At 36.8% G+C, this 25548-nt stretch carries 25 protein-coding genes; 24 read left to right on the top strand and 1 reads right to left on the bottom strand.

Annotated elements, in window-relative coordinates:
• Positions 1-458 precede the first annotated feature (458 nt).
• The 7 genes from K9B36_RS02660 to K9B36_RS02630 all read left to right on the top strand — a co-directional run bounded on the left by K9B36_RS02660 (position 459) and on the right by K9B36_RS02630 (position 5119).
• Positions 459-1106, top strand: a complete 648-nt coding sequence (locus K9B36_RS02660) for an SDR family oxidoreductase (protein WP_223700450.1) — start codon at positions 459-461, stop codon at positions 1104-1106.
• 241 nt (positions 1107-1347) lie between these two features.
• Positions 1348-1818, top strand: coding sequence for a threonine/serine exporter family protein (locus tag K9B36_RS02655; RefSeq protein WP_223700449.1), 471 nt, complete (start codon positions 1348-1350; stop codon positions 1816-1818).
• Positions 1819-2571 carry a threonine/serine exporter family protein gene (locus K9B36_RS02650; RefSeq protein WP_223700448.1) on the top strand — a complete coding sequence of 251 codons (753 nt, stop codon included), beginning with the start codon at positions 1819-1821 and terminating at the stop codon, positions 2569-2571.
• A gap of 153 nt (positions 2572-2724) precedes the next feature.
• A complete protein-coding gene (gene safA / locus K9B36_RS02645) occupies positions 2725-3345 on the top strand; it encodes a SafA/ExsA family spore coat assembly protein (protein WP_223700982.1) in 621 nt (206 codons plus the stop codon).
• 354 nt (positions 3346-3699) lie between these two features.
• Entirely contained in the window at positions 3700-4212 is a 513-nt protein-coding gene (locus K9B36_RS02640) for a GNAT family N-acetyltransferase (RefSeq protein WP_223700447.1), read from the top strand.
• Positions 4213-4226: 14 nt separating this feature from the next.
• Positions 4227-4565 carry a hypothetical protein gene (locus K9B36_RS02635; protein ID WP_223700446.1) on the top strand — a complete coding sequence of 113 codons (339 nt, stop codon included), beginning with the start codon at positions 4227-4229 and terminating at the stop codon, positions 4563-4565.
• Between the two features lie 11 nt (positions 4566-4576).
• Positions 4577-5119 carry a GNAT family N-acetyltransferase gene (locus K9B36_RS02630; RefSeq protein ID WP_223700445.1) on the top strand — a complete coding sequence of 181 codons (543 nt, stop codon included), beginning with the start codon at positions 4577-4579 and terminating at the stop codon, positions 5117-5119.
• Positions 5120-5254: 135 nt separating this feature from the next.
• Here the strand turns inward: K9B36_RS02630 and map are convergent, their stop codons facing one another.
• Positions 5255-6007 (bottom strand): type I methionyl aminopeptidase, encoded by a 753-nt coding sequence (map, locus tag K9B36_RS02625; protein ID WP_223700444.1) that lies wholly within the window; start codon positions 6005-6007, stop codon positions 5255-5257.
• Between the two features lie 126 nt (positions 6008-6133).
• Between map and K9B36_RS02620 the strand changes: the two genes are divergently transcribed.
• The 17 genes from K9B36_RS02620 to K9B36_RS02540 all read left to right on the top strand — a co-directional run bounded on the left by K9B36_RS02620 (position 6134) and on the right by K9B36_RS02540 (position 25399).
• Entirely contained in the window at positions 6134-6886 is a 753-nt protein-coding gene (locus tag K9B36_RS02620) for a hypothetical protein (RefSeq protein WP_223700443.1), read from the top strand.
• Between the two features lie 101 nt (positions 6887-6987).
• Positions 6988-7647 carry a TetR/AcrR family transcriptional regulator gene (locus K9B36_RS02615; protein WP_223700442.1) on the top strand — a complete coding sequence of 220 codons (660 nt, stop codon included), beginning with the start codon at positions 6988-6990 and terminating at the stop codon, positions 7645-7647.
• Positions 7648-7847: 200 nt separating this feature from the next.
• Positions 7848-8738, top strand: a complete 891-nt coding sequence (locus K9B36_RS02610; RefSeq protein ID WP_223700441.1) for a GNAT family N-acetyltransferase — start codon at positions 7848-7850, stop codon at positions 8736-8738.
• A 75-nt stretch (positions 8739-8813) separates the two neighbouring features.
• Entirely contained in the window at positions 8814-10403 is a 1590-nt protein-coding gene (locus K9B36_RS02605) for a M2 family metallopeptidase (protein WP_223700440.1), read from the top strand.
• Positions 10404-10618: 215 nt separating this feature from the next.
• Positions 10619-11857, top strand: coding sequence for a D-alanyl-D-alanine carboxypeptidase family protein (locus tag K9B36_RS02600; RefSeq protein WP_223700439.1), 1239 nt, complete (start codon positions 10619-10621; stop codon positions 11855-11857).
• A 131-nt stretch (positions 11858-11988) separates the two neighbouring features.
• Positions 11989-12435 (top strand): pyridoxamine 5'-phosphate oxidase family protein, encoded by a 447-nt coding sequence (locus tag K9B36_RS02595; RefSeq protein WP_223700438.1) that lies wholly within the window; start codon positions 11989-11991, stop codon positions 12433-12435.
• Positions 12436-12694: 259 nt separating this feature from the next.
• The gene (locus K9B36_RS02590; protein ID WP_223700437.1) at positions 12695-13240 is read left to right on the top strand and encodes a DUF6241 domain-containing protein; all 546 of its coding nucleotides are present in this window, start codon (positions 12695-12697) and stop codon (positions 13238-13240) included.
• Positions 13241-13298: 58 nt separating this feature from the next.
• On the top strand, positions 13299-14468 hold the full coding sequence (locus K9B36_RS02585) for an acyl-CoA dehydrogenase family protein (RefSeq protein ID WP_223700436.1): 1170 nt from the start codon (positions 13299-13301) through the stop codon (positions 14466-14468).
• A gap of 17 nt (positions 14469-14485) precedes the next feature.
• Complete coding sequence (locus K9B36_RS02580; RefSeq protein WP_223700435.1) at positions 14486-16708, top strand: alpha/beta hydrolase; 2223 nt, start codon at positions 14486-14488, stop codon at positions 16706-16708.
• 93 nt (positions 16709-16801) lie between these two features.
• Positions 16802-18085 carry an MBL fold metallo-hydrolase gene (locus K9B36_RS02575; protein ID WP_223700434.1) on the top strand — a complete coding sequence of 428 codons (1284 nt, stop codon included), beginning with the start codon at positions 16802-16804 and terminating at the stop codon, positions 18083-18085.
• Between the two features lie 89 nt (positions 18086-18174).
• Positions 18175-18660 carry a hypothetical protein gene (locus K9B36_RS02570; protein ID WP_223700433.1) on the top strand — a complete coding sequence of 162 codons (486 nt, stop codon included), beginning with the start codon at positions 18175-18177 and terminating at the stop codon, positions 18658-18660.
• Between the two features lie 266 nt (positions 18661-18926).
• Positions 18927-19439, top strand: a complete 513-nt coding sequence (locus K9B36_RS02565; RefSeq protein ID WP_223700432.1) for a CBO0543 family protein — start codon at positions 18927-18929, stop codon at positions 19437-19439.
• Between the two features lie 236 nt (positions 19440-19675).
• Complete coding sequence (locus K9B36_RS02560) at positions 19676-20182, top strand: PTS sugar transporter subunit IIA (protein WP_223700431.1); 507 nt, start codon at positions 19676-19678, stop codon at positions 20180-20182.
• Between the two features lie 27 nt (positions 20183-20209).
• On the top strand, positions 20210-21631 hold the full coding sequence (gene treP, locus K9B36_RS02555) for a PTS system trehalose-specific EIIBC component (RefSeq protein ID WP_223700430.1): 1422 nt from the start codon (positions 20210-20212) through the stop codon (positions 21629-21631).
• Positions 21632-21857: 226 nt separating this feature from the next.
• The gene (gene treC / locus K9B36_RS02550) at positions 21858-23558 is read left to right on the top strand and encodes an alpha,alpha-phosphotrehalase (RefSeq protein WP_223700429.1); all 1701 of its coding nucleotides are present in this window, start codon (positions 21858-21860) and stop codon (positions 23556-23558) included.
• Between the two features lie 27 nt (positions 23559-23585).
• Positions 23586-24293: a trehalose operon repressor gene (gene treR, locus K9B36_RS02545; RefSeq protein WP_223700428.1), complete on the top strand. Its 708-nt coding sequence runs from the start codon at positions 23586-23588 to the stop codon at positions 24291-24293.
• A gap of 197 nt (positions 24294-24490) precedes the next feature.
• Positions 24491-25399 (top strand): chemotaxis protein, encoded by a 909-nt coding sequence (locus K9B36_RS02540; RefSeq protein ID WP_223700427.1) that lies wholly within the window; start codon positions 24491-24493, stop codon positions 25397-25399.
• Positions 25400-25548: the final 149 nt, after the last annotated feature.

The raw sequence follows: 25548 nt of genomic DNA, 5'->3' as shown, positions 1-25548 counted from the left end.
AGCAATTTGGATACCTATGTCAGCAGCGCTTGCTATCAGGTATGTAATTCTTATTTTCAATATTCTAGGTGAAGTTTAAGAAAGCATTTTAATAAAATTGAACAATGATTATTGAAGGCTGTTTTCGCGTGGATTGTTGCTTTTAAGTAGGCTCTGTTAAACGCCGCTGTTGATTTCCGCAAAAGGCTACGCGTTCCACGGGGCGGTGCTGGAGCCTCCTCGGCTGCGCCTGCGGGGTCTCCATTCTACCGCGGCCGGACTTGGAGTCTCCGCCTTTTGCTCCAATCATCGCTGGTAAAGTACTATTATCAACACTCATCTTTAACAAAGCTTTTAAGTAAGAGGGTACCACTCGTTACAATCGTTACTGTCGTGCCCTTTTGGTAAGCAATTCTTTTGCATCTATCTTAATCGTTTGTAATAATAGCAGATAACTCTTGATAAGGATGGTGTAGGATATGAGAGTATTAGTAGTCGGAGCAACAGGTCAAATTGGACAAAAGCTTGTTCACATACTAAGTAACACAACGGAACATACTCCTATTGCTATGGTTAGGAAAGAAGAACAAGCACAAAAGTATGCAGCAGCAGGTGTTGAAACAGTATTTGCAGATTTAGAGGGCCCAGTTGACGACCTTGTAAGTGCAATAAAAGATAGTGACGCAATTGTTTTTACTGCAGGTTCGGGAGGAAGTACCGGACATGATAAAACATTATTGATTGATTTGGATGGTGCAGTTAAAGTAATGGAAGCAGCCGAAAAAGCTGAAGTAAAACGATTTGTTATGGTTAGTGCACTGCAGGCACATAATCGGGAAAGTTGGAATGAGCAGATAAAACCCTACTATGTAGCTAAGCATTATGCAGACAAAATGCTACAAGCAAGTAGCTTGAATTACACGATCATTCGACCAGGTTTGCTCTTGAATGAAAAAGGAACAGGCAAGATTCAGCCCGGTCTGAATCTTGATAGAGGCTCGATTTCTAGAGAGGATGTCGCGCATTTGATTTCCGAAGTGTTGAGTGCGGAAAACACCTATCGATTTGCTTTTGATGTAATTTCGGGTAATGTGAAGATTGAGGACGCTGTAAAAAATATTAAGTGATATCAAGTAGAGCCAATTCTGGAGAGGGTTGGCTCTTTATATCTGTATTCTAAAAAAGGTATAGTTAACATAGCAAAACTCAAACGGTGAACAGTATATGGTCTAGCGATGGATAGATAAATAAGTAATTGATTATCATAAATACATTACATATACATACTACATACAATAAAAGGAAACTTTTTCGGTCTTTCGGTTAAATACATTATAATAAGTAACATCAGATAAAAGAGGTGAAGCAATGAATTATATACTTTTTCAGCTATTATTTAGTTTTATTGCTTCAACAGGCTTTGGTGTCATCTTTAATGCACCAAGAAAATCATTAATTCATTGTGGTTTTGTGGGTATGGTCGGATGGATCACCTATCTTCTACTTGCTGATTCTGGTGTGGATACAGTTATTAGCTCCTTCTTCGGTGCATTTGCTGTGGCGGTGGTTGGTCATATTTTCGCCAAGCGGTTTCGTATGCCGATGATTATTTTCAGTGTAGCAGGGATCATTCCATTAGTTCCGGGTGGTCTTGCTTACAATACAATGAGACAGGTTGCCCAAAATGATTACATCGCAGCAATACCACTAGCAGCAAAAGCGTTTATGATCTCAGGTGCTATAGCAATGGGTCTCGTATTTGCCGAGGTTCTCGTTCAGATTGTGACGAAAACGAGGAAAAAGCAAAATAGCATTGATAGTAAAGAGGTGATCAAGTAGATGAGTGAGATACATGAACATCATACGGAAGAGATAATAAAATTATGTCTTTTGGCAGGGAGAATTATGATGGAAAGTGGTGCGGAAACGTATAGAGTTGAAGATACGATGTCAAGAATTGCCGCAGCATATGGTATAACGGAAACACATAGCTTTGTTACCCCAACTGGCATTATCGTTTCCCTTAAAGGTTCTAATCCAACACAATTAGTCAGAATCAGTAATCGATCAACTGATTTGGAAAAAGTAGCAAGGGTAAATAGTATATCCCGTCAAATTTCCAATGGTGAGCTTGAGATAGAAGCGGCACATCATTCATTAGAACAACTTCAAGCTTCCCACCTTGAATTTCCTATCTGGATACAAATTCTCGCAGCAGGTATTGTAAGTGGGTCTTTTCTAATAATGTTCAAAGGAATATGGGCCGATTTTCTACCAGCTATAATTGTAGGAGGAATAGGTTATTCCAGCTTATTATTTATTCAGCATTACACCCGTGTTAAATTCTTTGCAGAATTCCTAGCTTCGTTAATTATCGGAATCTTATCGTTCCAACTTGTAAAGGTAGGGTACGGATTTGAACTAGATAAAATAATAATAGGATCCGTCATGCCTCTAGTACCAGGTCTTCTCATTACAAACGCAGTACGGGATCTAATGGTAGGACACTTCGTCTCAGGCCTCTCCAAAGGAGCAGAAGCATTTCTCACCGCATTTGCAATCGGTGCAGGTGTAGCCGTAGTGTTTTTGTAGCGTTTGTGTATTTTGTTAATAAATTCCAAAAGGGGCCAGACCCCTCTTGGAATTTATTAACTATGTACGCCAATCCTTTACACCTACAACGTTATTACTATTTTACAATAATTTCTTGTTTATATTTTTAGAGATTCATATTACAGTATGAGTATGAAAACTTTAAAGAAAGTCCTCATACCCTTGTCGATTGTCGCTTTAGTCTTAGGTGGAAATACTGCAGCATTAGCCGCTACAACTCATACGGTTCAATCCGGAGATTCAATGTGGAAAATAGCTGTTAAGTATCAAGTGGGTGTTTCGGAAGTAATAAATGCGAACCCTGCAGTTAAGAATCCAAATCTTATCTACCCAGGTCAAAAACTTAACATTCCAGAGTTAGGAGAGGTAAAATCTTTAGAGGAACAAGTTGCAGCCTTGGTGAATCAAGAACGAAGTAAAGTAGGATTAAAACCATTAAAGCTTAACTGGGAACTTTCTAGAGTTGCCAGATACAAGTCTCAAGATATGATAGATAAAAATTATTTCAGTCACACTTCTCCAACGTACGGATCACCGTTTACGATGATCAAAAATTTTGGAATTAACTACAGAGCAGCTGGAGAGAACATTGCTGCCGGGCAAAGAACAGCACAAGAAGTTATGAATGCTTGGATGAATAGTGATGGACATAGAAAAAATATTTTATCTAGCCAATATACAGAAATTGGTGTAGGTTACGCAAAAGGTGGAAAATCCAGTCATTATTGGACACAAATGTTTATTTCGAGATAAATAGATGATATGTAGCAGTGGAGCTCTCTTTAGAGATCCACTGCTTTTTTATGATTTACCAAAAAAATTATCTAAAAGGTAAGCAAGCAGCGTCCAACTCTGGCTCCAGAAACTCCTAGCGCCTTTTACAGAAAACAAAACCATTATAATAGTCCAGTTGAATAAATATAGATTACAGGAGTTTCTTATTTTTCATTGAGTCTGAAACTGATTCCGATAAAGCACCCTATAAATGGTAGGTAGTATGGAGATATCCAGCAAATATCGATAGTGACAGGCAATATGAATAATACTATACTATTACCATAATAAAAAACCAAAAAAAAGCATAGAATACTAGAAAGGTGACTCATCATGATAAATTCTGAATATATTATAAGACCAGCACTAATAGAAGACCTCCCTGCAATTGTTACCATTTATAACTCTACTGTTCAAAGCAGGATGGTAACAGCCGACACAGCTTTAGTTAAAGTGGAGGACAAGCTTGCATGGTTTCATGAACATAATCATGAATATAGACCATTGTGGGTGGTTGTAGAACCTGGGAAGGAAAATATTAGTGCTTGGCTAAGCTTTCAATCCTTTTATGGCAGGCCTGCTTATCAAGGAACAGCCGAAGTAAGTATCTATATTCATGAAAATTCGAGAGGCAGAGGTCTTGGTGCATACTTATTGGAAAAGGCACTAGAAGCTTGTCCAAGCATCAAGGTAGATAATCTTCTTGGGTTTATTTTTGCACATAATGAACCAAGTTTACGATTGTTTCATAAATATGGATTTGAAAAGTGGGGATATCTCCCTGAAGTTGCCGAATTGGAAGGAATAAAGAGAGACTTGGTTATTTTGGGTAAAAAAATTAAGTAGTGAGGATGATGTGGATGAGATTTAAATGGGCAGTTATGATTGTCGTTGGTGTGTTTTTTGTGACAGGACTATTGCTTTCATTTAATGGGAATTTCCGTGGTGCTGTGAGGCTTGCAATTACTGGTTCGCCAGTTATAACCTTATCATCTGAAGGGGATACCACAAAGGTTATGACTAAAATGAGTGATGGAGAAGGGTTTCAGAAACTCCTATCCTTAGTAGAAACTGAAGGCTGGTTTCTGGCAAATCAGTCAGGCTCCATTTTTGTCTTTACAAGAGGCGAGGAAAGTCTCGTTTTAATGGTTAAGATGTGGACAAACCAATATATAGTGGGTGAAATGATAGAAGGGTAAGGTGAACACCAGTGAAACCAGTTCCAACGCTTCTTACTGAGCGTTTACAATTACGCAAACTAACTTTAAAAGATGCAGAGACGATTTTTTTGTATTTTTCCAATCCTGAAATGACTAGATTTTATGGAATGGAGCCCTTCGAATCAAGATTAGAAGCGGAAAAATTTATTAAAAATTTTCTGGATGATTATAATATGCTTTTCCGTTGGGGAATTGTGGAGAAAGATAGCAACCGCCTAATCGGTACTTGCGGTTTTCATGCAATTTCTGAAAAGCATTTGCGTGCAGAAATTGGGTATGAGATAGATGTCCCGTTTTGGGGGAAAGGCTATGCTACAGAGGCGATTAAAGCATTAATTGAGTATGGGATGGATACATTGAAGTTGCAACGGATAGGGGCAAATGTTTATCCCGAAAATATTAGTTCGAGAAGGGTGCTCGAAAAAGCTGGATTTTCTCATGAAGGGTTGTTGCGGAACTATCTGTTCCAAGGAGGAAATTTTCATGATGCCAATGTTTTTTCCATTTTAAAAAATGAAGTGCTGGGAAAATAATAGCTGGGAAGGTTCCACAACCTTCCCGCAAAACGAATATGCTATTCGTAGATTAACAACAAGATCCGATATAAGACGTAGCTGGAGTTCATGTTTTCGGCCGATATTTCTCCACTAATCAGGCTGCCCTCATACTCACTCATCCTGAGCAGTTAATATCAGTGGACCGTCTTTTGTAATGGCAAGAGTATGCTCATATTGCGCAGACAATTTACCATCCGCTGTCCTTGCTGTCCATCCATTCTGATCTAAAAGTGAAAACCAGGTGCCAACGTTCACCATCGGCTCGATTGTAATAACCATCCCTTCTCTTAATCTAACACCACTTCCCTTAATGCCAAAATGGAATATCTGTGGTGGTTCATGGATGGTCCTGCCTATCCCATGGCCAGTAAAATCTCGTACTACCGAGTAACCTTCTCCCTCCACAAAGTTCTGTATCGCAAAGCCAATATCTCCTGTTCTATTTCCTATATATGCTTGTTCAATTCCTTTATAAAGGGCTTCTTGGGTAACCTTAAGTAAATCCTGTGCTTTTTTACTTATGTTACCAACGGGATAAGACCAAGCTGAATCTGCTAGTGCCCCATTTAGATTAACGACACAATCGATTGTTACGATATCTCCATCACTAAGAGGTTCATTACGTGGAAAGCCGTGGCATATTTCATCGTTGATGGATGCACAAGTTGCATATCGGTATCCTCTAAAACCTTTTTGTTCAGGTGTTGCTCCATTAGTAATTAAAAATTCTTCCACAAATTCATCTATTTCACTAGTTGTTATTCCAGGCTTGATATTTTTTCTTAATAGCTTATGACAGGCAGCTAAAAGCTTGCCGGCTTCATGCATCTTCTTAATTTCCTGTTCGGTTTTGATAGTATTCATAAAGATTCACCCCCTTCAATCCATTATAGTAAGCACACCTCATTAGGTTCATAAAAAAGCAGGGAAATTAACCTTTGTGGGGAATTTATTTAGAGTAGGATTATAATTAGTATCGGAAGTGATTTTGTGGCAATAGAAAAATTAAATCAGGATCTTATTATCAATGGTAGTATGACAGTTTCTGGAGGTTCTTTTAATCTAGTATCCATTAATGGAAAAGGTACGATTAATGGAGGGGTACAGTGTAATAACTTTAAAATAAATGGAGCCTGTGATATAAATGGTCATTTAAAAGGAGAAACAGGAGTAATTAGAGGCAGAGCTAGTATTAAAGAAGATATTTTCCTCCATAATTATACCGTGGATGGCAGAAGTGATTTAATGGGTGGGCTCTATACAGCAAATCTCTTAGTAAGGGGTGCTTGCACTATAAAAAAGGAAATTAATAGCGAGAGTACCAAAATATATGGAAAACTGAAACTCGACGGAAGTTGCAATACGGATTCTTTTTTTTCAGAAGGGGTTATCCGTATCGGTGAAACATTAAAAGCAAAAAATATAGAATTAAATCTAGGTAATTCCAGAAGTCGCGTTAATCGAATGGAAGCTGATTCTATTAAAATATTAAAGAATAGAAAGTTTAATGGAATCATTGGCTGGTTTTTAGCTTTGTTGACAGCTGCAGGCGAGACTGGGTCACTTTCTGTTCAAGAGATATACGGTAAACATATAAATGTGGAAGCAACAAATGTTAACCACATTAGAGGAGAAAAGGTTGTAATTGGTCCAGGATGTAAGGTAGAGCTAGTGGAATATACGGATTCAATCGAGATAAGTAAAGATGCTAAAGTTAAAAAAAGTCTAAAAGTCACAGAATAACGGTTACCCTAATGAAAAAGGATTTATTCTTAAGGATTGTAACGAGTAAGTATCGTTTTTGTTAGTGGTAAAGATAGCTAGTATGAAAGGAGTAAACTTTTATGCCACCAGTAGTTTCCGATGAGTATAAGGAAAAAAAACGAAAGAGGATTCTAGAAAGTGCGTTAGCTTGTTTTGCCGAAAAGGGATTCCAAGTAGCTACGATGGACGATATTGTGAAAGATTCGGGGATAAGTAAAGGTGCCATTTACAACTATTTTAAAAGTAAGGAAGAGCTTTATATAGAATTGATGAACGAAAAGTCAAATAAGAGTTTTGAAATACTTCGTGAAAATTTAGAAAAGCTACCAACTGCAAAAGAGAGATTAAGTCATTTTTTTGAAGTGTTTCGGTCGCAAGTAAAAGTGAATCCGAATTGGGAAAACACCAGTATGGTTCACATAGAATTTTGGTTAAGTTCTGTTCGTAATGAACTAACAAAGGATTTTATGTTCAACAGATATCAAAATGTCTATAAAAAAATTCTAACGGATGTCATTCAATATGGGGTAGACCGGGCTGAATTTTCGAAATCTACTGATATAGACTTTGTTGGAAACGTTTATTGGAGTTCTTTTGATGGCATATGTTTTTATCAGTGTGTGATGGAGAATGATGAACTATATGTAAGATTGGTTAACCAATTAGAAACTGTCATTAATCTAATGATTTTACCTCCCAAAAATAATAAAGCTATGGAAGAATTTTGTCGAAGAGATTAGTTTGAAGTATTAGAAAATTCATGCTTAAATTAAATAAACTGAGTGGTCGGTTTACATTGCTTTATATAATTGAAATAAACTGTCTGGTCAGTTTATTATAGTGGGTAAAAGCAGCTTTAGCAAAAAGCCCATGTGTAGTGTATAAACAAAACATAAAATTCAGATACATATAACCTTTGTTAGATAAAGGAGGAGAATCAATGTTTATCATCAAGAAACTATATGAATGCAAACTTGAAGAAGCCGTAGAGGCTTGGAATAAAGGTTTTGAAGGATATTTTTTTGATGCTACCATGGATGTTGACCGGTTTACAGCAAGATTAGGGCATGAAAACCTTTCACCATCGTTATCAATTATTGCTTTTGACAAGGAAAAACCGATAGGAATCCTCTTAAGTGGGATGAAACAGATAAATGGAAAAAAAGTTGCTTGGAATGGTGGAACCGGTGTTGCAAAACCCTACCGACAAAAAGGTGTCGGTAAACTCTTAATTGAAGCTGCGATCAAGATATATGAAGAGACTGATGTTGATATTTCCACACTTGAAGCTATCACTGAAAATATGAAAGCAATTAGTTTATATGAAAAAATGGGATATGAAGTTGTGGACGAGGTGGTGCATCTAAGAAAAGATGACGTTCCGGAATTCTATGGAACTCTTGATTACCAAGCTGTTTTTACATCTGTGCTTGATGCTCAGTATTTCCCGATTTATAAATCTGATACTCCATGGCAAAGTCAATGGTTTGCCATGAAAGAAGGCCAAGCACTTCAGCTATTGAATGATAGAGGGGAAACAGTTGCCTACGGACTTTTTAAAAGAGAGTATGAAGAAGACGGCACATTGAAGTCAGTAGTTGTTACTCACTGCTTTATTAATGAATCTAAAGGGAATCCCGAATTTCTAATTGATTCTCTATTTTCATTTCTATTTCCACCAGCTGCTACTTCCTATAGTTGCACCGTCGCCTTTTTTCTTTTATCCAACACGAAGGTGTACCATTATCTGCTTGATAAGGGCTTCATAAGAAGGGTAAATCAGGTGTGGATGAAAAAGACTGTAAAAGAAAAGGTAGAGGACAGAAATTAACCTGCTTAAGATCAGGAGCCAGTTTGCAGAAGTTGCATGTAACGCTTTAGATACTTTGAAATAGGAGGAAAACAAATGTTAATTGATCAGTTTTTAAAAGAGCAAAACGAACAGTTTCAATTTTTATTAAAAAATTCTTCTTACGCGGCTTGGATGGCTCAGACAACTGGAGAAAAAAAGTGGGCGGATGAGGCTGGAAAAGCGTCAAGCGAATATAGTCTATATTTTTCGGAAGCGGAGCGATATGAGAAGGTTTTGGCATTTTTAAATCAAGAAGATCTTACTGTTGAACAAAGACGGCAGCTAGAAATCTTAGAAACAGAAATGAAAGAAAACCAGATGTCCAAAGAAACAATTGAAGAGCTGGCAACTATGTCTTCTGAGTTGAATTATTTATTTAACACTTACGTGCCAGAGGTGGGTGGCAAGAAATTATCAGCGAACGATATTCGGGATATATTGGCCAAAAGCAAGGATAATCAAGAGCGTGAAAATGCTTGGAAAGCAAGCAAAGAAGTAGGAGTTGTGGTATCTGGAAAATTATTAAACTTAGTGAAAAAAAGAAATGAAGCTGCAAGAACCCTAGGTTATAAGGACTATTATCAAATGGCGTTTGCTAATCAGGAATTAGATATAGAAGAAATTTTTTATATGTTCTCTGAGTTGGTAAATCAATCAGACGAGACATTCCGAGAATTAAAAAGAGAACTGGATGACTCCTTGGCCGCTAAATTTAATATCACCGTTTCTGAGCTTCGTCCATGGCACTATGTGGACCCATTCTTTCAAGAAGCTCCTACCGATGAAAAAACCAATTTAGATGTATATTTCAAAGGCGAAGATTTAGAAAAACTTACAGCAGATACCTTTGACTCAATGGATATGCCTATTGAAGGGTTGTATGCTTCATCCGATTTAAATCCACGTACTGGAAAAAACCCAACAGCTTTTTGCATGGATATGGATCGTATGGGAGACATTCGCGTACTTTGTAATCTTGAAGATAATACATACTGGATGGGTACGATGCTTCATGAATTTGGTCATGCGGCTTACAACAAATATACTAATCGAGATTTACCAGTACTTCTTCGTAGTCCAGCACATATTTTAACGACCGAGGCAATTGCCATGTTATTTGGAAAAATGACTGAGAACCGAGAATGGCTCTCCAAGTTCTTAAAACTGGGGGAGGATACACTCGACTCCTTAGCTCCGAGTATTGAAAAGCACGAGCGATTAAAGATGCTGATTTCAGCTCGTTGGATTATCACCTTCGTATTTTTTGAGCGAAAATTATACGAAAATCCAGATCAGGATCTAAACAGCTTATGGTGGGATACGGTGGAAAAGATTCAACTAGTAAATCCTCCTGATGATCGATCAAATCCCGATTGGGCAGCTAAGATACATTTTACGCTTGCACCAGTATACTATCAAAATTATTTATTAGGCGAACTTACTTCTGCACAGTTACATCAATACATTTTGAAGAATATCTCCAAAGAATTCTTCACAAAGCAGGTTGGAGCATATATTCGGGATGAATTTCTTGCACCAGGTGCAACCTATCATTGGAACAAAAAAATAGAAAAGGTAACGGGAGAAGCGTTAAACCCTGAGTTTTTTGTAAAAGCATATTGTCAGAGGGTTTCTGTTAAGTGAATCGAAATTTAGAATGAGTGGAGGATTGATGCCTCTGCTTATTTTTTTTGCATTCTTCAATTTAGCTTTCTGAAAAGGCTTTTATTAATTTTTCTTTACGATTCTTACAATTGTCGAAAAATAGTAGGAATGTCCTAATCTATTAGGTAAACTAAGATTGGTGTTATTTCTGGTTTAAAAAATACTAGATTGATATAGAAAGGTTTGTCTATGAAATGATGAACAAAGTTATGGCGATTATTCTACTTATTCCTATACTATTAACATTAGGCTTACCAATAGAAAGAACAAAAGCAAGTACTTCTACCTTAGATCTTTTCAGTGAATCCGTATTATTGGTTGACGCAAAGACAGGTGATGTTTTGTTTGAAAAAGATAGTGAAAGAGTGATGTATCCTGCCAGTATTACAAAGATTGTCACTGCTCTCCTTGCGATAGAAGAGGGTAATTTGGAAGATATCGTCACAGTAAGTAAGAATGCTAGAGATCAAGAAGGCTCAAGGGTCTATTTACTAGAAGGAGAGCAACTTTCTCTCCATAAGCTAGTAAAAGGACTTTTAATTAATTCCGGTAATGATGCTGGTACTGCCATTGCAGAACATATGAATGGATCCGAAAAAGAATTTGCAAAGAGAATGACATCTTTTGTTGAAAATAAAATAGGAACAAAAGACACTACCTTTAAAAACCCGCATGGTCTTTATAATCCCGATCATGTAACAACCGCCAGAGATATGGCAAAAATTGCAAAATATGCGATGGAAAACGAACTTTTTCGAGAAATTGTTGGTACAAAAGAAATAGAATGGATTGGAGAAGGGTGGGAAACGACTCTTTACAATCATCACCGGCTTTTATGGGATTATGAAGGAACTACTGGTGTGAAAAATGGATTTGTGCCAGAATCCGGTCATACTCTAATTACCTCCGCAAAGCGGGATGATACAGAGCTAATCGCTGTAACATTAAAAGCTGCTTCAAAATATTATTCCTATCAGGATACAATAAAACTTCTTGATTATGGTTTCGAGAACTTCAAAGTAGTTGACTTGAAGAAGGGCAAAATGGTAAAGGACGCTTCAGGAAAAGAGTATATCCTTGCAGAAAATATTTCTATCTCCACAAAGCATGAAGAAGAAATGTCTTTTATGGTTAATGAAGACATGCAATTGGTGATAAGAGCTGGGGATAGAGAATTTATTAAAGAGAATGCTTTGGTTAATAGAAAAATTAGTGAAATGAAACCTTTGACAATTATAGAGGATGAGAAAATTGCTTCAACAAGTGTCGATTCGTCTGAACCCAAGAATAGTTCGTTAAATAGTGTAGTTATATTTTTAGGTATAATTTTCTGTTTATTAATCTTAAGCTTGATTCAAAGACGTTGGAGCAAAAAAAGAAAACAGCAACGGATTATAAAGTCATTAACCTACTCTAAGAAAAACAACATGTAAACATGATTTTATCAACTAAGATTTAAGTATTCATAGGAATTGACCGTCAAATTAAATACCTAACATTTGGATTGCTACCCAAACATTGTTTATAATGGGAATAGGAAGATAGAAACTAGGAGGTAATATATATGGCAAGAGTGGAAACAAAATTGAATCAACAAATTATTGACCTATTGCAAGGAGAAAAGATCGTCTCACTTATTACAACGGACAAAAAAACGAATAAACCTAATTTAAGTATTGTATCTTGGCTTGTTGCTCATCAAGATGGCAAAACGATTAAATTCGCTTTAGGTCACAAAGCGGAAAGCGCATTTAATATTGAAGATAACCCTGAGCTAATTTTAGGGGTGATTGGTGCAGGAAGCTGCTTTTCCATCAATGGAACAGGTACTGTTTCCGAAGTAATAGATAAAACGATGAAATATCGTATTGTTACAGTAGAGGTGACTTCTGTGGAAGATGTTATTTTTTATGGTGGTCAGGTAACACAGGAACCGGATTATGTGAAAACCTATGATGCGGAATTAGCAAGAAAATTAGATGAAGAAGTATATGAAATGTTAAAAAACTAGCTTTGTGAAAGCCTATTAAGGGAACAGTCAATTCATTTTGACCCCTGACAAAGTAAAGATAGCTCTAAATAGAATGTGGTAGCTGCACCTATGTATTAGGTGCAGCTTTTTAAATTAGAGGATTGATTTTTAAGCATAATAAAAAAACCCTGGTCATCTTTTGAGAAAAAAAGGGTATTATCGGTCCACTATAGAACAAGGAATTGGTGGGAAACTGAGTAACTAGTAATTATCATTCGTTTTGAATAGGAGGTACTGTATGTTTATATGGTTAAAAACAAATAAAAAAAAGGTCATACCTTTTCTTTTAGTCGCCTTTTTAGCCGCGTTTTTTGTAATCTACTATTTTCAAACTTCTTCTATTTCTTCCTCGCTCGGTTCAAGTAATAGTGATAACCAGTCGGCCATTACAAACTCAACCGATGGTAAAGAGCCCGTTAGTCAGAGTAGACAAAGTGATAACCCTTTTAATCATCGTGGTTCTCTTACAGAAGTTGATGTACAAAACTATATTCACTGGATGTCCCATCAAAAAGTAAAAGCAGATGAAAAATGGACCCATTACAAATTAACCCCAGAGCGAGTAGAGTGGTTATTGGCAGAGGTAAAGGTACGAGATTATAACCATGAAGATATTTACCTTGAAATATTATCAAAATGGAAAAAAGGAAATTTTGATCGTGCAGATCAAGATCATAACCGGATATGGAGCTTACAAAAGGGTACGATTGGAAAGGCTACTGGGGTTTTAACCCCTGAAGAGGAGAAGGAATATTTGGAGAAAATCGGCAGAGAGCTTAACTAATCAACTTGAATCTTTTTTATGATATGATGAAAGAAACTATACTAAAAGGTGGGTAAAAATGAATTTCCTTCCTACATTTGCGTTAAATGAAATGCAAGAAGAATTAGTTGATAGTGCGAAAAAGCTCTCAGCTTCATTTGAGAAGCGGGCTTCTTTTTACGATCAAAATGCCCTCTTTCCGTTTGAAAATTTTCAGGAAATTAAAAAAGCGGGACTATTAGAATTAACAATACCGAAAGAGCAAGGGGGAAAGGGGGCTGGATTGTATGAATTTATTTTACTTCAAGAAACCCTTGCCCAGGGCGATGCACCAACCGCTCTAAGCTTAGGATGGCATCTTGGGGTGCTTATGAACCTCTCTTCTTATCAAGTTTGGCCAAAAGAGACTTTTAATAAGATATGCACAGAGATAATAACGAAGCAAAAAATCATAAATAGCGCACATTCAGAAGCAGGTACCGGTAGTCCGGCCAGAGGTGGACTTCCAGAAACAAGTGCAAGGAAAACAGATAATGGCAAGTGGATAATAAATGGCAGAAAGACTTTTACATCCTTAGCACCAATTTTAGATTATTTTATTATATCTGCCTCCATTGAAGGCTCAAATCAAGTTGGTGAATTTATCCTCCCTAGAGATTCAGCTGGTCTATCAATTGTTGAAACCTGGAACTCCATGAGTATGAAGGGAACCCGCAGTGATGATCTACTTCTTGAAAATGTCACCATATCGAATGAAGGATTTCTTTTTATACGAGGACAAAGGGAGTCGAAGCCTCAAGGCTGGCTGCTTCATATTCCTGCTTGTTACCTAGGAATAGCCATAGCTGCAAGAAATGAAGCAGTGAAATTTGCTGAAGGGTATCAACCTAACAGCCTGCCTCATCCGATAAGTGAAGTTGCAAAAGTGAGAGAAAGTATAGGGAAAATGGATATAGAGTTAACTGCGGCTAGGCATTTCCTATATAGTGTAGCAAGGAAATGGGATCAAAACCCAAATGCTAGGAATAAGTTAATTGGAGAGCTCGCTTCAGTTAAATATATAGCAACAAATACAGCTCTATCTGTCGTTGATGAAGCAATGAGAATTGTCGGAGCAAAGAGTCTACATGCCGAACATCCGCTTGGGCGACATTATCGTGATGTACGTGCTGGGCTTCATAACCCTCCGTCCGATGATATCACTTTGAAGATAATGGCCGAGCAAGCTTTAGCAATGAATGAGTATTAATAGTAGGAGACTTATAAATGAAATGGATTAAAAGAGTATATCAACGAGTCTTAGAATCGTGTCATCGTTTTATAGATAATAATTGGCGTTCGATCATAACGGGATTATTAACCTATTTCCTCTTATTTGTTATATTTATCGGGTTTTTCTTTTTAACTGGAGTAGGAAAATGGTTTGATGTGACATTTACAATCGGAACCGCCATATTGAGTATGGCGCTCGGTTTCATTATAAGTGTCATTATAATCAAACTCTTAAAACAAATACCTGTTATTATGATAGCCAGTGTTATAGGGGTGATTGTTGCCATTAATAGCGTTGGTTTGTATTTAGGTCCATTTTTCCGTATGATGTCTTATTCAATTTTGATTCTCGGAGCTTTAGCCGGACTCACCTTTCACTTGTATAGATCATTAAGTAGGAGGAAATTATGGATTGCTGGACTCTTGAGCTTGATTACCCTTTTTTCACATGGACTATTCATCTATCTCGTTACATCAGAAGGTCAGGATGGAGCCTGGTCTCTTGAAGTTGATAAAGACAATCCCTCACATGGCTTAGCTAATCCTGCTACTCCTGGGCCACTTTCCATAAACCACTTTACATATGGAAGCGGTGATGATCAAAGAAGAGAGGAATATAGGAAAGTTGAGTATACAACAAGATCTGTGAACTTATCTCCATTTATTATAAAACCAAAAGGATTTAATAAATGGTATCGAGAATGGTTCTGGGGGTTCAATATTCATCATGCCCCACTTAACGGGCGTGTATGGATGCCTGAGGATACGGAGGGAGGACCATACCCTCTTGTGCTGATGGTGCATGGTAATCATAATATGGCTGATTTTTCAGACGGGGGATATGGGTACATAGGGGAACTTCTAGCAAGCAAAGGGTATATCGCTGTTTCGATTGATGAAAATTTTCTCAATTCCGGTAAATCAGGTCATATAGGCTGGGATAATTCGGGAAGAGCATGGATGTTTCTTAAACATTTAGAGCAATGGGATAAATGGAATAAAGATTTAAACCATCCGCTACATAATACAATAGATATGGAGAACATTGCTCTAATTGGGCATTCCCGTGGCGGGGAAGCAGTAAGCATTGCAGCATTAATGAACAAGTTGGACCGGTTTCCAAATAATGCTAAAACACGATTGGATTTTGACTTTTCCATTAAATCACTTATAGGTCTTTCACCAGGTGATGGGCGCTTCAAATTGGGTGATCAGCCTATAGAGCTAAAGAATATCAATTATTTAACATTGCAAGGAGCGAATGATACCGACCACACTAATTATTTAGGAATGAGACAGTTTGAACGAGTTTCTTTTTCGGATGATTTTGATGGCTTTAAGAGCAGTGTTTATTTGTATGGCGCAAATCATGGTCAGTTCAATACAGATTGGGAAGTGGACCAGCCTGCACCCTATTGGTGGTTCATGAACCGTAAAGAATTATTGGAACCCGAATTACAGAGAAAAATGACAAAAACGTATATTTCGGCATTTTTAGATGCTACTTTAAAAGGTAAACGTGAATATCGAGAGGTTTTCTCTCAAAAAGAAACAGTAGCAGCATGGATTCCGACAGATCCTATTCGATTAAGATATGAAGATAATACCTTCACACCCCTTGCAACATTTGAAGAAGATGTGGATGTTACCACTATAACTGCTGAAAATGGAGTGAGTACAGGACATAACCTTCAAGTTTGGAAAGAAGTGAGTCTTACTTTACGTAACAAAGAGCCCCAAGATAATCAAGCAGTAATGTTAGGATGGCGTAATACGAATGCAAGGTATTCTCTCGATGTGCCTGAAAATATTTCTGCTACCCTTAACAAAAGTTCGGTATTAACATTTGACGCAATCCAGTTACATTCAAGTCGCTATCAATTTTATGGTATTCAGATGCCAAAAGAATATATAAATAAAGCTATTCCTATATCAGTCATTGTAAAAACTAAAGGGAAGATGACTTTTGATAGTCGTAACCGAACCACTGTTATGATAGAACCTACCTATTCTTCCAAGCTATATAGGTTTGAATGGTGGAATGAACGATTTGGAAATAATTATGAGCATATGTTACAGACCTATGAGGTGCCTTTGGAATTTCTGGAAGAAGAACTGTCTTCCATTGTGTATGAGGATGTTGAAGAAATTATATTTGAATTCAATCAGGTAGAAAGAGGATTGCTATTTTTGGATAATATAGGATTTAAAGAATAAAATTTATAACAAACGATAGCATTTATAATGAATAATATCGCTTTTTCTCCCTCATAGTAACAGTAATGAATTATTGTTCTAGGGGGAGAAAAAATGATTATGAAAAGCTTGATATTTTTTTTAGCATTTATAATTTCCTTTATAAATCCTTTTATCAACTTCGAATCTTATGTTAGGACCAACCTTGCTAATCTTCCATTAACTCTCCATTTAACCGCAACTCACCCGAATAGCATTAAAGAGATTCCTGTGAAGGACGAGAATTTACCTAAACTAAAAGTGCATTTCATAGATGTAGGGCAAGGCGATGCGATATTGTTGCAAACACCAAATGGCTTAAATGTCTTAATAGATACTGGACCCAAACAATCCTCCTCTAAACTTGTTAGCTATCTGAAAAAAGTATCCGTTTCCACTATCAATTTACTCATTATCACCCACCCTGATTTTGATCATATTGGAGGAATCCCCTCCTTGTTGGAAAAAGTTCCAGTAAATAAAATTTTGGACAGTGGGAAAGCCCATTCCACTTTATCATTCATTCAATACAAACAATATGTGTGGAATAATATCGTTCCGGTACAATATGCGAAGGAAAAAATGAAACTTGAGATTGATCCGAACCTGAAAATAAAGGTACTAAATAGCGGGGTAGGTAAAAAGGAAACCAATGATGCATCCATAGTCTTGCAAATCACATATGGAGATGTGAAATTTCTGTTTATGGGAGATACAGAAGAAATAGAAGAGAAAAGATTGACGAGAAAGTATAGATTGTCATCCACCGTGTTAAAAGTAGCTCATCATGGCTCCAATAGTTCATCGACTGCTTCTTTTCTAAAAGAAGTTAAGCCGAAGATAGCGGTTATATCGGCTGGAAAAGATAATGACTTTGGTCACCCACATCAGCCTGTCTTAAATCGCCTAATAGAAAGTGGAGCAGACGTTTATAATACAGCTGAAGCTGGCTCTGTAATTTTTTCTACAGATGGTAACTTGCTTTTTGTTAATAACCGACCGTGGTTATATGCAAATACCGAGGAAAGAACAAAAACCGATGCTGTCGTAATAACCGATTTGGATGTAATGGAAGAAACAGTAACTCTTCAAAATAAGGGAGAGAGTACAGTTGATCTTTCAAATTGGAAATTAATTAGTAAAAAAGGTTATCAGACATTTGACTTTCCGAAAGCTTTTAAGTTAGCTCCTGGAGAAATGATTTATATTACTTCAGGCGCACAAAAGAAGCAATTCAAGCGATATATTCACTGGTTAAGTGATTATCTGTGGAACGACAAAGGCGATACAGCTCAGTTATTTAATGATAAAGGGGAATTAGTAGATGAACTGGAGGCCTCTGTAAAGGAAGAAGATTAGCTTACATGTTTATTTTTGCTGAATTGGTGTTATGTAGGAGGTATAGACTTACAACATCAGACATGAGGTAAAAAGTGAGGAGAGGGGCAGTGAAAAAATATAAAAAAGTGTATTATCGCTTGATCTTTTCACTTATTTTAGTAAGTATATTATTTTTCACTTACATTCAAGTAAGCAAAGAGAGCATTGTCACTTCTGCTGTATTAGATGAAGAAAATAGTGCGGTGGCTGTAAACTTGCAGAACCCTTTTCATATGCCTATTGAGGTTTATTATACAGAAGTTGTTGATGAAGACGATATTGAAATGAAAGCTACAATATATTCTATTATTTTAAATGGTACGCATAATAGTGCAAGTTCCAATGTGAGTCAGGAATATTTGTCGCAAAAAACTGATACGTTTGAAGTATTAAATGAAGTAACCATTCCAGGAAAAAGTGCAAAAAAAGAAAAGAATTATTCTCTCTATATGAGAGATGAAGATGGAAAAGCTGAGCTGCACAAGGCAAATAAAATATCCATTTCTTTCAAAGTGTTTTCTCTCTTCCCTTTTAAGACAACTATTGATTTATAGGGAGTATGCTAATTACAGAGGAAAATGGGCACGACAGCAATGATTGTTACGTGTTGTGATAATTACGCAGAACAACATTACAAAATCAGCCTAATAGAAAAAAGGCTCGAATTTTACACAAATTCGGGTCTTTTTTCTATTTATGTCATTTTAAAATATTTGAGTGTGTAATATCGGCATAACAAGGGGAAAATATTATGAGAGCGACATTATTCGACAAGTAACTGTTTATCATATAAAGGCAAGGAAGTGAGGGAGTGTATGTAATGAGGCCTTACCATTTTCCCTTTTACTCTGATTTAATCATTCTTAATTACATAGCTGACCCAAGATGGTGGTTGTTGTTTCTTTCCATTTTTTTACCTTGGGTAATTTGGTGGATTTTTGCAGACAAGAATAGGTTATATGAACTTTTAATATATGGGATGTTATGGGCAGTGATTGCAACGTGGTTAGATTTAATCGGTACGTCAAATGGACTGTGGGAATATCCATATAATTTGTATAACAAAGTACCAACCTTACTACCAGCAGACTTATCAGTTATTCCAGTCATGTTTATGCTGTTGTATCAGTACCTTTCTAATTGGAAGAAGTTTTTGCTTGGAAGTGTTCTCGTATCGTCTTTACTTTCCTTTGTATTAGAACCTTTATTCATAAAATTTTCGATGCTGAATTTGATAAATTGGACACATTTCAAATCTTTGTTTTCCTTTGTGATTTTAGCTCTTCTCACTAAAAGTATCATGTCGGGTTTAGAGAAGTTAAAAAGTTTTTAGTTGACTAACATGTATATACAAGATAAACTAAAGTTGAACATGTATATACATGTTTTTGAGGTGAATAAAAGCGTTTTTGTAAGCCCTTTTCTTAATTTTAGGTTGTATTAAAGAGGGCTGCTGATAAAAGTAAACTTAAGCACCAATCCCCCGAAAGCGTTGTCTTTTTAGCGGAAATTAACGGCGGTGTTACATGAACTCATTAAATAACTTTATTAGGGACAGGAGGAAGCCTTATGTTTAAAAAGTTTTTTGGTAAAAAAGAAACAGAGATAAAACCTACAGAAGAAATAATTTATGCACCTTTAAGTGGAAAAGTTACAGAGCTCACAGAGGTTCCAGATCCAACTTTTTCACAACAGATGATGGGGGATGGACTCGCTATTCTGCCATCAGAAGGAGAAGTAGTTGCGCCTGTTGATGGAGAGATAGTTCAATTTTTCCATACAAAACATGCCATTGGAATACGTTCAGATATGGGAGCAGAAATTTTAATACATGTGGGTCTTGAGACAGTTTCTATGAATGGTGCAGGATTTGAAGGTCATGTAAAAGAGGGAGACCGAGTAAAAGCTGGGGATAAATTGATTAGCTTCGATATGAATTTGATTAAAGAGAAAGCCTCCAGTACGATCACTCCTATTGTAATCACAAATGGCGAGGTTCTAGAGAGTTTTGAAAAGAGAGTATCTGACAATGCAATAAAAGGAGAAACAGTATTGTTTCATTTAAAAAGAGCTTAAGAGCAGGGGAACTAGGAGGAAACTAAAATGGACATCAGGAAACAAGCAGAAGAAATTGTCCGTGCACTCGGAGGGAAAGAAAATATTAGCGCTGCTACACATTGTGTAACACGTCTCCGTTTGGCTTTGAATGATGAAAGTAAGGTAAATAAAGAGGCTTTAGAAGACCTAGAAAGTGTTAAAGGATCGTTTTCCACTAATGGACAATTCCAAGTGGTAATAGGCCAAGGTACGGTTAACAAAATATATAAAGAATTTGTCGAGATTACTGGTGTTGGAGAAGCTTCAAAGGATGATGTGAAGAAAGCCGCTGAGAAAAATTTAAATCCACTGCAGCGAGCGGTAAAAACACTTGCTGATATTTTCATCCCGATATTACCGGCAATCGTTACAGCTGGTTTATTAATGGGAATAAACAATATGCTGACAGGAAAAGGTATCTTTTTTGATGATGCATCAATAATTGATGTATATGCACAATGGGAAGATATTGCAGGAATTATAAATTTAATAGCAAATACAGCCTTTGTCTTTTTACCAGGATTAATTGGGTGGTCCGCCGCCAAAAGATTTGGGGGAAGTGAGCTACTTGGTATCGTATTAGGCTTAATGTTGGTGCATCCAGATCTCTTAAATGCCTGGGGATACGCAGAAGCTCAAGAAGAAGGAGCAGTGGACACCTGGAATTTTCTTGGGTTAGAAATTGAAAAGGTAGGATATCAAGGGCAAGTATTACCTGTACTTGTAGCAGCATACGTACTAGCTAAAATAGAACAATTTTTAGCAAAACGAGTCAGTGATGGTTTTCATTTGTTGGTAGTTCCACCAATTACACTATTGTTAACAGGTTTCATTACATTTGTGGCAATTGGTCCAATTACGTTTACTATGGGTAATTATTTAACTGACGGATTCGTAGCGATCTTTGATGCTGTTCCGGCCTTAGGTGGATTAATTTATGGTGGATTATATGCACCGCTTGTTATAACAGGAATGCATCATACTTTCCTGGCAGTTGATTTACAATTGATTGCAACAATCGGAGGTACCTTCCTATGGCCGATGGTTGCACTTTCCAATATAGCTCAAGGCTCTTCCGCCTTTGCCATGATGTTGGCGACAAAAGACGAAAAATTAAAAGGGTTAGCTTTAACTTCCTCTATCTCAGCATGGTTAGGGATTACGGAACCAGCAATGTTTGGGGTAAACTTACGTTTCCGTTACCCATTTTTTGCAGCAATGATAGGCTCTGCCATAGCAGGGATAATCATAACGATTGCAGGTGTAATGGCACCATCTATCGGAGTGGGCGGAATTCCATCATTTTTCTCCATTTTAAACGAATACTGGCCAGTATTCTTCTTAGGAATGGGAATCGTTTTAATCGTACCATTTGTTATTACCTTCTTAATCGCAAAAACAAAAATGAAAAAAGAAGCAACAAAATAGAGAAATGAATGTAAAGGATTGTAAATTGGGGTCTGGCCCCTTTTTACAATCCTTTACAAATTTGTAAATACTATAGTTATAAGATAGATTTATGACTAATCAATTTCTTATCAACGGTTATTAAATTAAAACGTAGGCGATGTTTCAGAGTTTAATATGCGCTCATATGAGGCAAGAGTGATTTACTTAACTAATAACAATCATTTTAACTAAAGAGGTGTTTACTATGAATAAAGTACAACAAGAACCGTGGTGGAAACGTTCGGTAGTTTATCAAATTTATCCGAAAAGCTTTAATGATACGTCTGGTAATGGGGTAGGGGATATACAGGGGATTATTAAAAAATTAGATTATCTGAAGGAACTCGGTGTGGATGTAATTTGGTTAACCCCAATTTATCAATCTCCTCAAAAAGACAATGGATATGATATAAGCGATTATTTTTCTATCCATGAAGAATACGGAACGATGGATGACTTTGATCAACTTCTTGACCAGGCCCATGAACGGGAAATAAAAGTAATTATGGATATAGTCGTAAATCATACCTCTACTGAACATGAATGGTTCAAAAAGTCTAAAGAAGCAAAAGAGAATAACCCATACCGCGACTTTTATATATGGAAGGACAGCAGAGAGGATGGAAGTGAGCCAACAAATTGGGATTCGAAATTTGGAGGAAATGCTTGGGAGTATGACAAAAAAACAGGACAATGGTACTTGCATTTATTTGACGTCACGCAAGCGGACTTAAATTGGGAGAATACTGAAGTTCGCAAGCAGGTCTACGATATGATGACTTTCTGGTTTGAAAAAGGGGTGGATGGTTTCCGTCTTGATGTGGTTAACCTTATTTCTAAAGACCAGAATTTCCCCGACGATGATGGTACAGTGCCTCCGGGAGACGGCCGTAGATTTTACACAGATGGCCCAAAAGTCCATCAATATATGAATGAAATGAATGAAAAAGTATTCTCTAAATATGACAGTATGACTGTAGGGGAGATGTCTTCTACCACTATTGACCATTGTATTAACTATACACGTCCCGACCGTAATGAGTTGAGTATGACCTTTAATTTTCATCATTTGAAAGTGGACTACCCTGGCGGTGAGAAATGGTCTGTGGCGGATTTCGACTTTCAAAAATTAAAGGATATTCTATCAACATGGCAAATTGAAATGACAGAAGGAGGAGGATGGAACGCGCTGTTTTGGTGCAATCACGACCAGCCTCGCATTGTTTCACGCTATGGGAATGATAAAGAATATCACAAAGAATCGGCAAAGATGCTTGCAACAAGCATGCATATGATGCGTGGAACTCCTTATATTTACCAGGGAGAAGAGTTTGGTATGACAAATCCGGGCTATATTAAAATATCAGATTATCGTGATGTAGAATCCTTAAATACTTATCATTTGAAAAAGGAATCAGGGATGAAAGAAGAAGAAATCTTGGAGGTTCTTCGTCATAAATCCCGGGATAATTCTCGTACACCAGTACAATGGAATGCCAGTGAAAACGCAGGCTTTACTAAGAGTACCCCATGGATTAATGTAGCAAAGAACTACCTTCAAATAAATGCTGAAGCAGCACTTGCTGACAAAGATTCAATTTTTCACCATTATAAAAAGCTTATTGAATTACGAAAAAAATATAACATTGTAACGTGGGGAAATTTTGAGTTGATTTTGGAAAAACACCGTGAAATTTTTGCTTATATTCGTAATTGGAATAATGAGAAGTTACTTGTCATTAATAATTATTATGCCAAGGAAAGTACGTTTGTCTTGCCTTCTGATGTAGATGTGGATGAATATCAGGCGGAAATTTTGCTCAGCAATTATAAAGATTCAAGTATAAGCTACAAGGAAGTCTCCCTTCGTCCTTATGAATCCATTATTTATCACTTGAAAAAATAATGCTACAATGATGTCAGGTGATAACAGATGAAAAAAAATAAATTTCAATGGATTTATCATGAACTTGTGAAAAAACTAGAACAAGACGAATTTAGTGTGGGAGATAAGCTTCCTTCTGAACATGAGTTGATGGAGCAATTCCTTTCCTCGCGTGAAACTGTTCGTAAAGCTTTAAATTTATTGGCCCAGAACGGGTATATTCAAAAAGTTCGTGGAAAGGGATCAATCGTATTAGATCGAACACGATTTGATTTTCCTATCTCAGGCCTTGTTAGCTTTAAGGAGCTGGCGGAGAAGATGGGGAAACCTTGGCTCACAAAAGTGCATGAAATTAATATTGTGGAAGCTAGTGAAGGGTTACAAGAGCAGTTAGGAAAGGAAGAACTCTGGAAAGTTGTCCGTTCCCGACAAGTGGATGGAGAAAGTATTATTCTTGATAAAGATTACTTTCAAAAAAAACATGTTCCTAATCTAAGCCATGCGATCGCTGAACATTCCATCTATGAATACTTGGAAAATGAACTAGGACTTCAAATCAGTTTTGCAGATAAAGAGGTTACAGTGGAAGAAGCCTCAGAGGAAGATCATATATTACTTGATTTAAATGGGTTAAGTCATGTTGTAGTGGTAAAAAGTGTCGTACATTTAGATGATGCCAGTCCATTCCAATTTACAGAGTCTCGTCATCGCTTGGATAAGTTCCGTTTTATTGATTTTGCACGCAGAATGAAATAATTATCGAGTACTCTTTTTGAGGGTGCTCGATTTTTTATTAGCTAGGATTTCTGAAGAGGGCAAAATGCACCCTTATGAACTACCGATTGGGACGATGGACCTGTCCCTATGACCCAGTTTGACTGTCCTTAACTAATAGGAAATATTTCCGATATTAAAGGTGTAGTGAGATTTAGAAAGTGAAGGGATGTACAGCTATGGAAAATAAAAAGGGCATTTTATTAGACTCTGGAACTAATGAAGTAGAATTTCTGGAGTTTTTAATTTCTGATACTAGTTTTGGTATAAATGTGTTAAAAGTAAGAGAAATCATCAATCCGACTGCAATAACAAAAGTTCCTCATTCTCATCCCAATATTGAGGGAATCATTGAACTAAGAGGAGAGGTTCTTCCAGTAATCAGTTTGAGAAAGGCTTTATCCATTGATTCTAAAAGTTCTTATAACGAAGATAAATTTATAGTTAGTGAGTTTAATGGGATGAAGGTCATTTTACGGGTGGATCATGTCACACAAATTCATCGACTATCCTGGTCCCAAATGGATAAGCCTGCTTCTCTAAATCAAGGGCTTGAGGATCATGTGACAGGAGTAATTAAACAAGAAGAGAAAATGATTTTATTGGTGGATGTCGAGAAAATAATTTATGACATATATCCGAATATGGAGGGAAGTCTGAACCCCATCTCTCGTTCAATCAATCCTGAACGTGGTAAGAAAAACATTGTAATTGCTGAGGATTCACCAATGCTTCGAAAACTTTTACAAGAAACGCTACTTGCGGCAGGGTTTGAACATATTACATTTTTTGAAAATGGGAAAGAAACGTGGGATTATTTTGATGAGAAGGTCCGAAATGGAGAATCAAAGGTTGATCTACTAATTTCCGATATTGAAATGCCACAAATGGATGGTCACCACCTTACGAAGATGTTAAAAGAAGATCGGAGTCTAACAAGTGTTCCTATCATCATTTTTTCATCGCTCATTACGGACCATTTAAGACATAAAGGTGAGATGGTAGGAGCAGATGCTCAAATCAGTAAACCTCAATTAACAAAATTAATCGATTTGATGGATCAGTTTCTATTTGAGGATGTAAAATAATATTTTTAAGTGTTGCTTAAGATTCCTATTAAGAATACAAAAGAGACGATATAAGTAAAAAAAATAAAATACCCGCCCAATTTATAATTGAGTGGGCATTTTTGATTTTTCTGTTTTATACTTCTGTTTTATAACGGGCGGCAAGCATA

It is taken from the genome of Sutcliffiella deserti (assembly GCF_020037475.1).
GTDB classification, from domain to species: domain Bacteria; phylum Bacillota; class Bacilli; order Bacillales; family Bacillaceae_I; genus Sutcliffiella_A; species Sutcliffiella_A deserti.
This window is presented reverse-complemented; position numbering and strand designations above follow the sequence as displayed.

Excerpts from the sequence above, each read along its gene's own strand:
- K9B36_RS02575 (WP_223700434.1), top strand. The coding sequence starts at position 16,802 with ATGATTATGAAAAGCTTGATATTTTTTTTAGCATTTATAATTTCCTTT.
- K9B36_RS02595 (WP_223700438.1), top strand. The coding sequence starts at position 11,989 with ATGGCAAGAGTGGAAACAAAATTGAATCAACAAATTATTGACCTATTG.
- K9B36_RS02580 (WP_223700435.1), top strand. The coding sequence starts at position 14,486 with ATGAAATGGATTAAAAGAGTATATCAACGAGTCTTAGAATCGTGTCAT.
- safA (WP_223700982.1), top strand. The coding sequence starts at position 2,725 with ATGAAAACTTTAAAGAAAGTCCTCATACCCTTGTCGATTGTCGCTTTA.
- K9B36_RS02585 (WP_223700436.1), top strand. The coding sequence starts at position 13,299 with ATGAATTTCCTTCCTACATTTGCGTTAAATGAAATGCAAGAAGAATTA.
- K9B36_RS02565 (WP_223700432.1), top strand. The coding sequence starts at position 18,927 with ATGAGGCCTTACCATTTTCCCTTTTACTCTGATTTAATCATTCTTAAT.
- K9B36_RS02605 (WP_223700440.1), top strand. The coding sequence starts at position 8,814 with ATGTTAATTGATCAGTTTTTAAAAGAGCAAAACGAACAGTTTCAATTT.
- K9B36_RS02655 (WP_223700449.1), top strand. The coding sequence starts at position 1,348 with ATGAATTATATACTTTTTCAGCTATTATTTAGTTTTATTGCTTCAACA.
- K9B36_RS02610 (WP_223700441.1), top strand. The coding sequence starts at position 7,848 with ATGTTTATCATCAAGAAACTATATGAATGCAAACTTGAAGAAGCCGTA.
- K9B36_RS02615 (WP_223700442.1), top strand. The coding sequence starts at position 6,988 with ATGCCACCAGTAGTTTCCGATGAGTATAAGGAAAAAAAACGAAAGAGG.
- map (WP_223700444.1), bottom strand. The coding sequence starts at position 6,007 with ATGAATACTATCAAAACCGAACAGGAAATTAAGAAGATGCATGAAGCC.
- treP (WP_223700430.1), top strand. The coding sequence starts at position 20,210 with ATGGACATCAGGAAACAAGCAGAAGAAATTGTCCGTGCACTCGGAGGG.
- K9B36_RS02590 (WP_223700437.1), top strand. The coding sequence starts at position 12,695 with ATGTTTATATGGTTAAAAACAAATAAAAAAAAGGTCATACCTTTTCTT.
- K9B36_RS02650 (WP_223700448.1), top strand. The coding sequence starts at position 1,819 with ATGAGTGAGATACATGAACATCATACGGAAGAGATAATAAAATTATGT.
- K9B36_RS02600 (WP_223700439.1), top strand. The coding sequence starts at position 10,619 with ATGATGAACAAAGTTATGGCGATTATTCTACTTATTCCTATACTATTA.
- K9B36_RS02560 (WP_223700431.1), top strand. The coding sequence starts at position 19,676 with ATGTTTAAAAAGTTTTTTGGTAAAAAAGAAACAGAGATAAAACCTACA.
- K9B36_RS02540 (WP_223700427.1), top strand. The coding sequence starts at position 24,491 with ATGGAAAATAAAAAGGGCATTTTATTAGACTCTGGAACTAATGAAGTA.
- K9B36_RS02640 (WP_223700447.1), top strand. The coding sequence starts at position 3,700 with ATGATAAATTCTGAATATATTATAAGACCAGCACTAATAGAAGACCTC.
- K9B36_RS02635 (WP_223700446.1), top strand. The coding sequence starts at position 4,227 with ATGAGATTTAAATGGGCAGTTATGATTGTCGTTGGTGTGTTTTTTGTG.
- treC (WP_223700429.1), top strand. The coding sequence starts at position 21,858 with ATGAATAAAGTACAACAAGAACCGTGGTGGAAACGTTCGGTAGTTTAT.
- treR (WP_223700428.1), top strand. The coding sequence starts at position 23,586 with ATGAAAAAAAATAAATTTCAATGGATTTATCATGAACTTGTGAAAAAA.
- K9B36_RS02660 (WP_223700450.1), top strand. The coding sequence starts at position 459 with ATGAGAGTATTAGTAGTCGGAGCAACAGGTCAAATTGGACAAAAGCTT.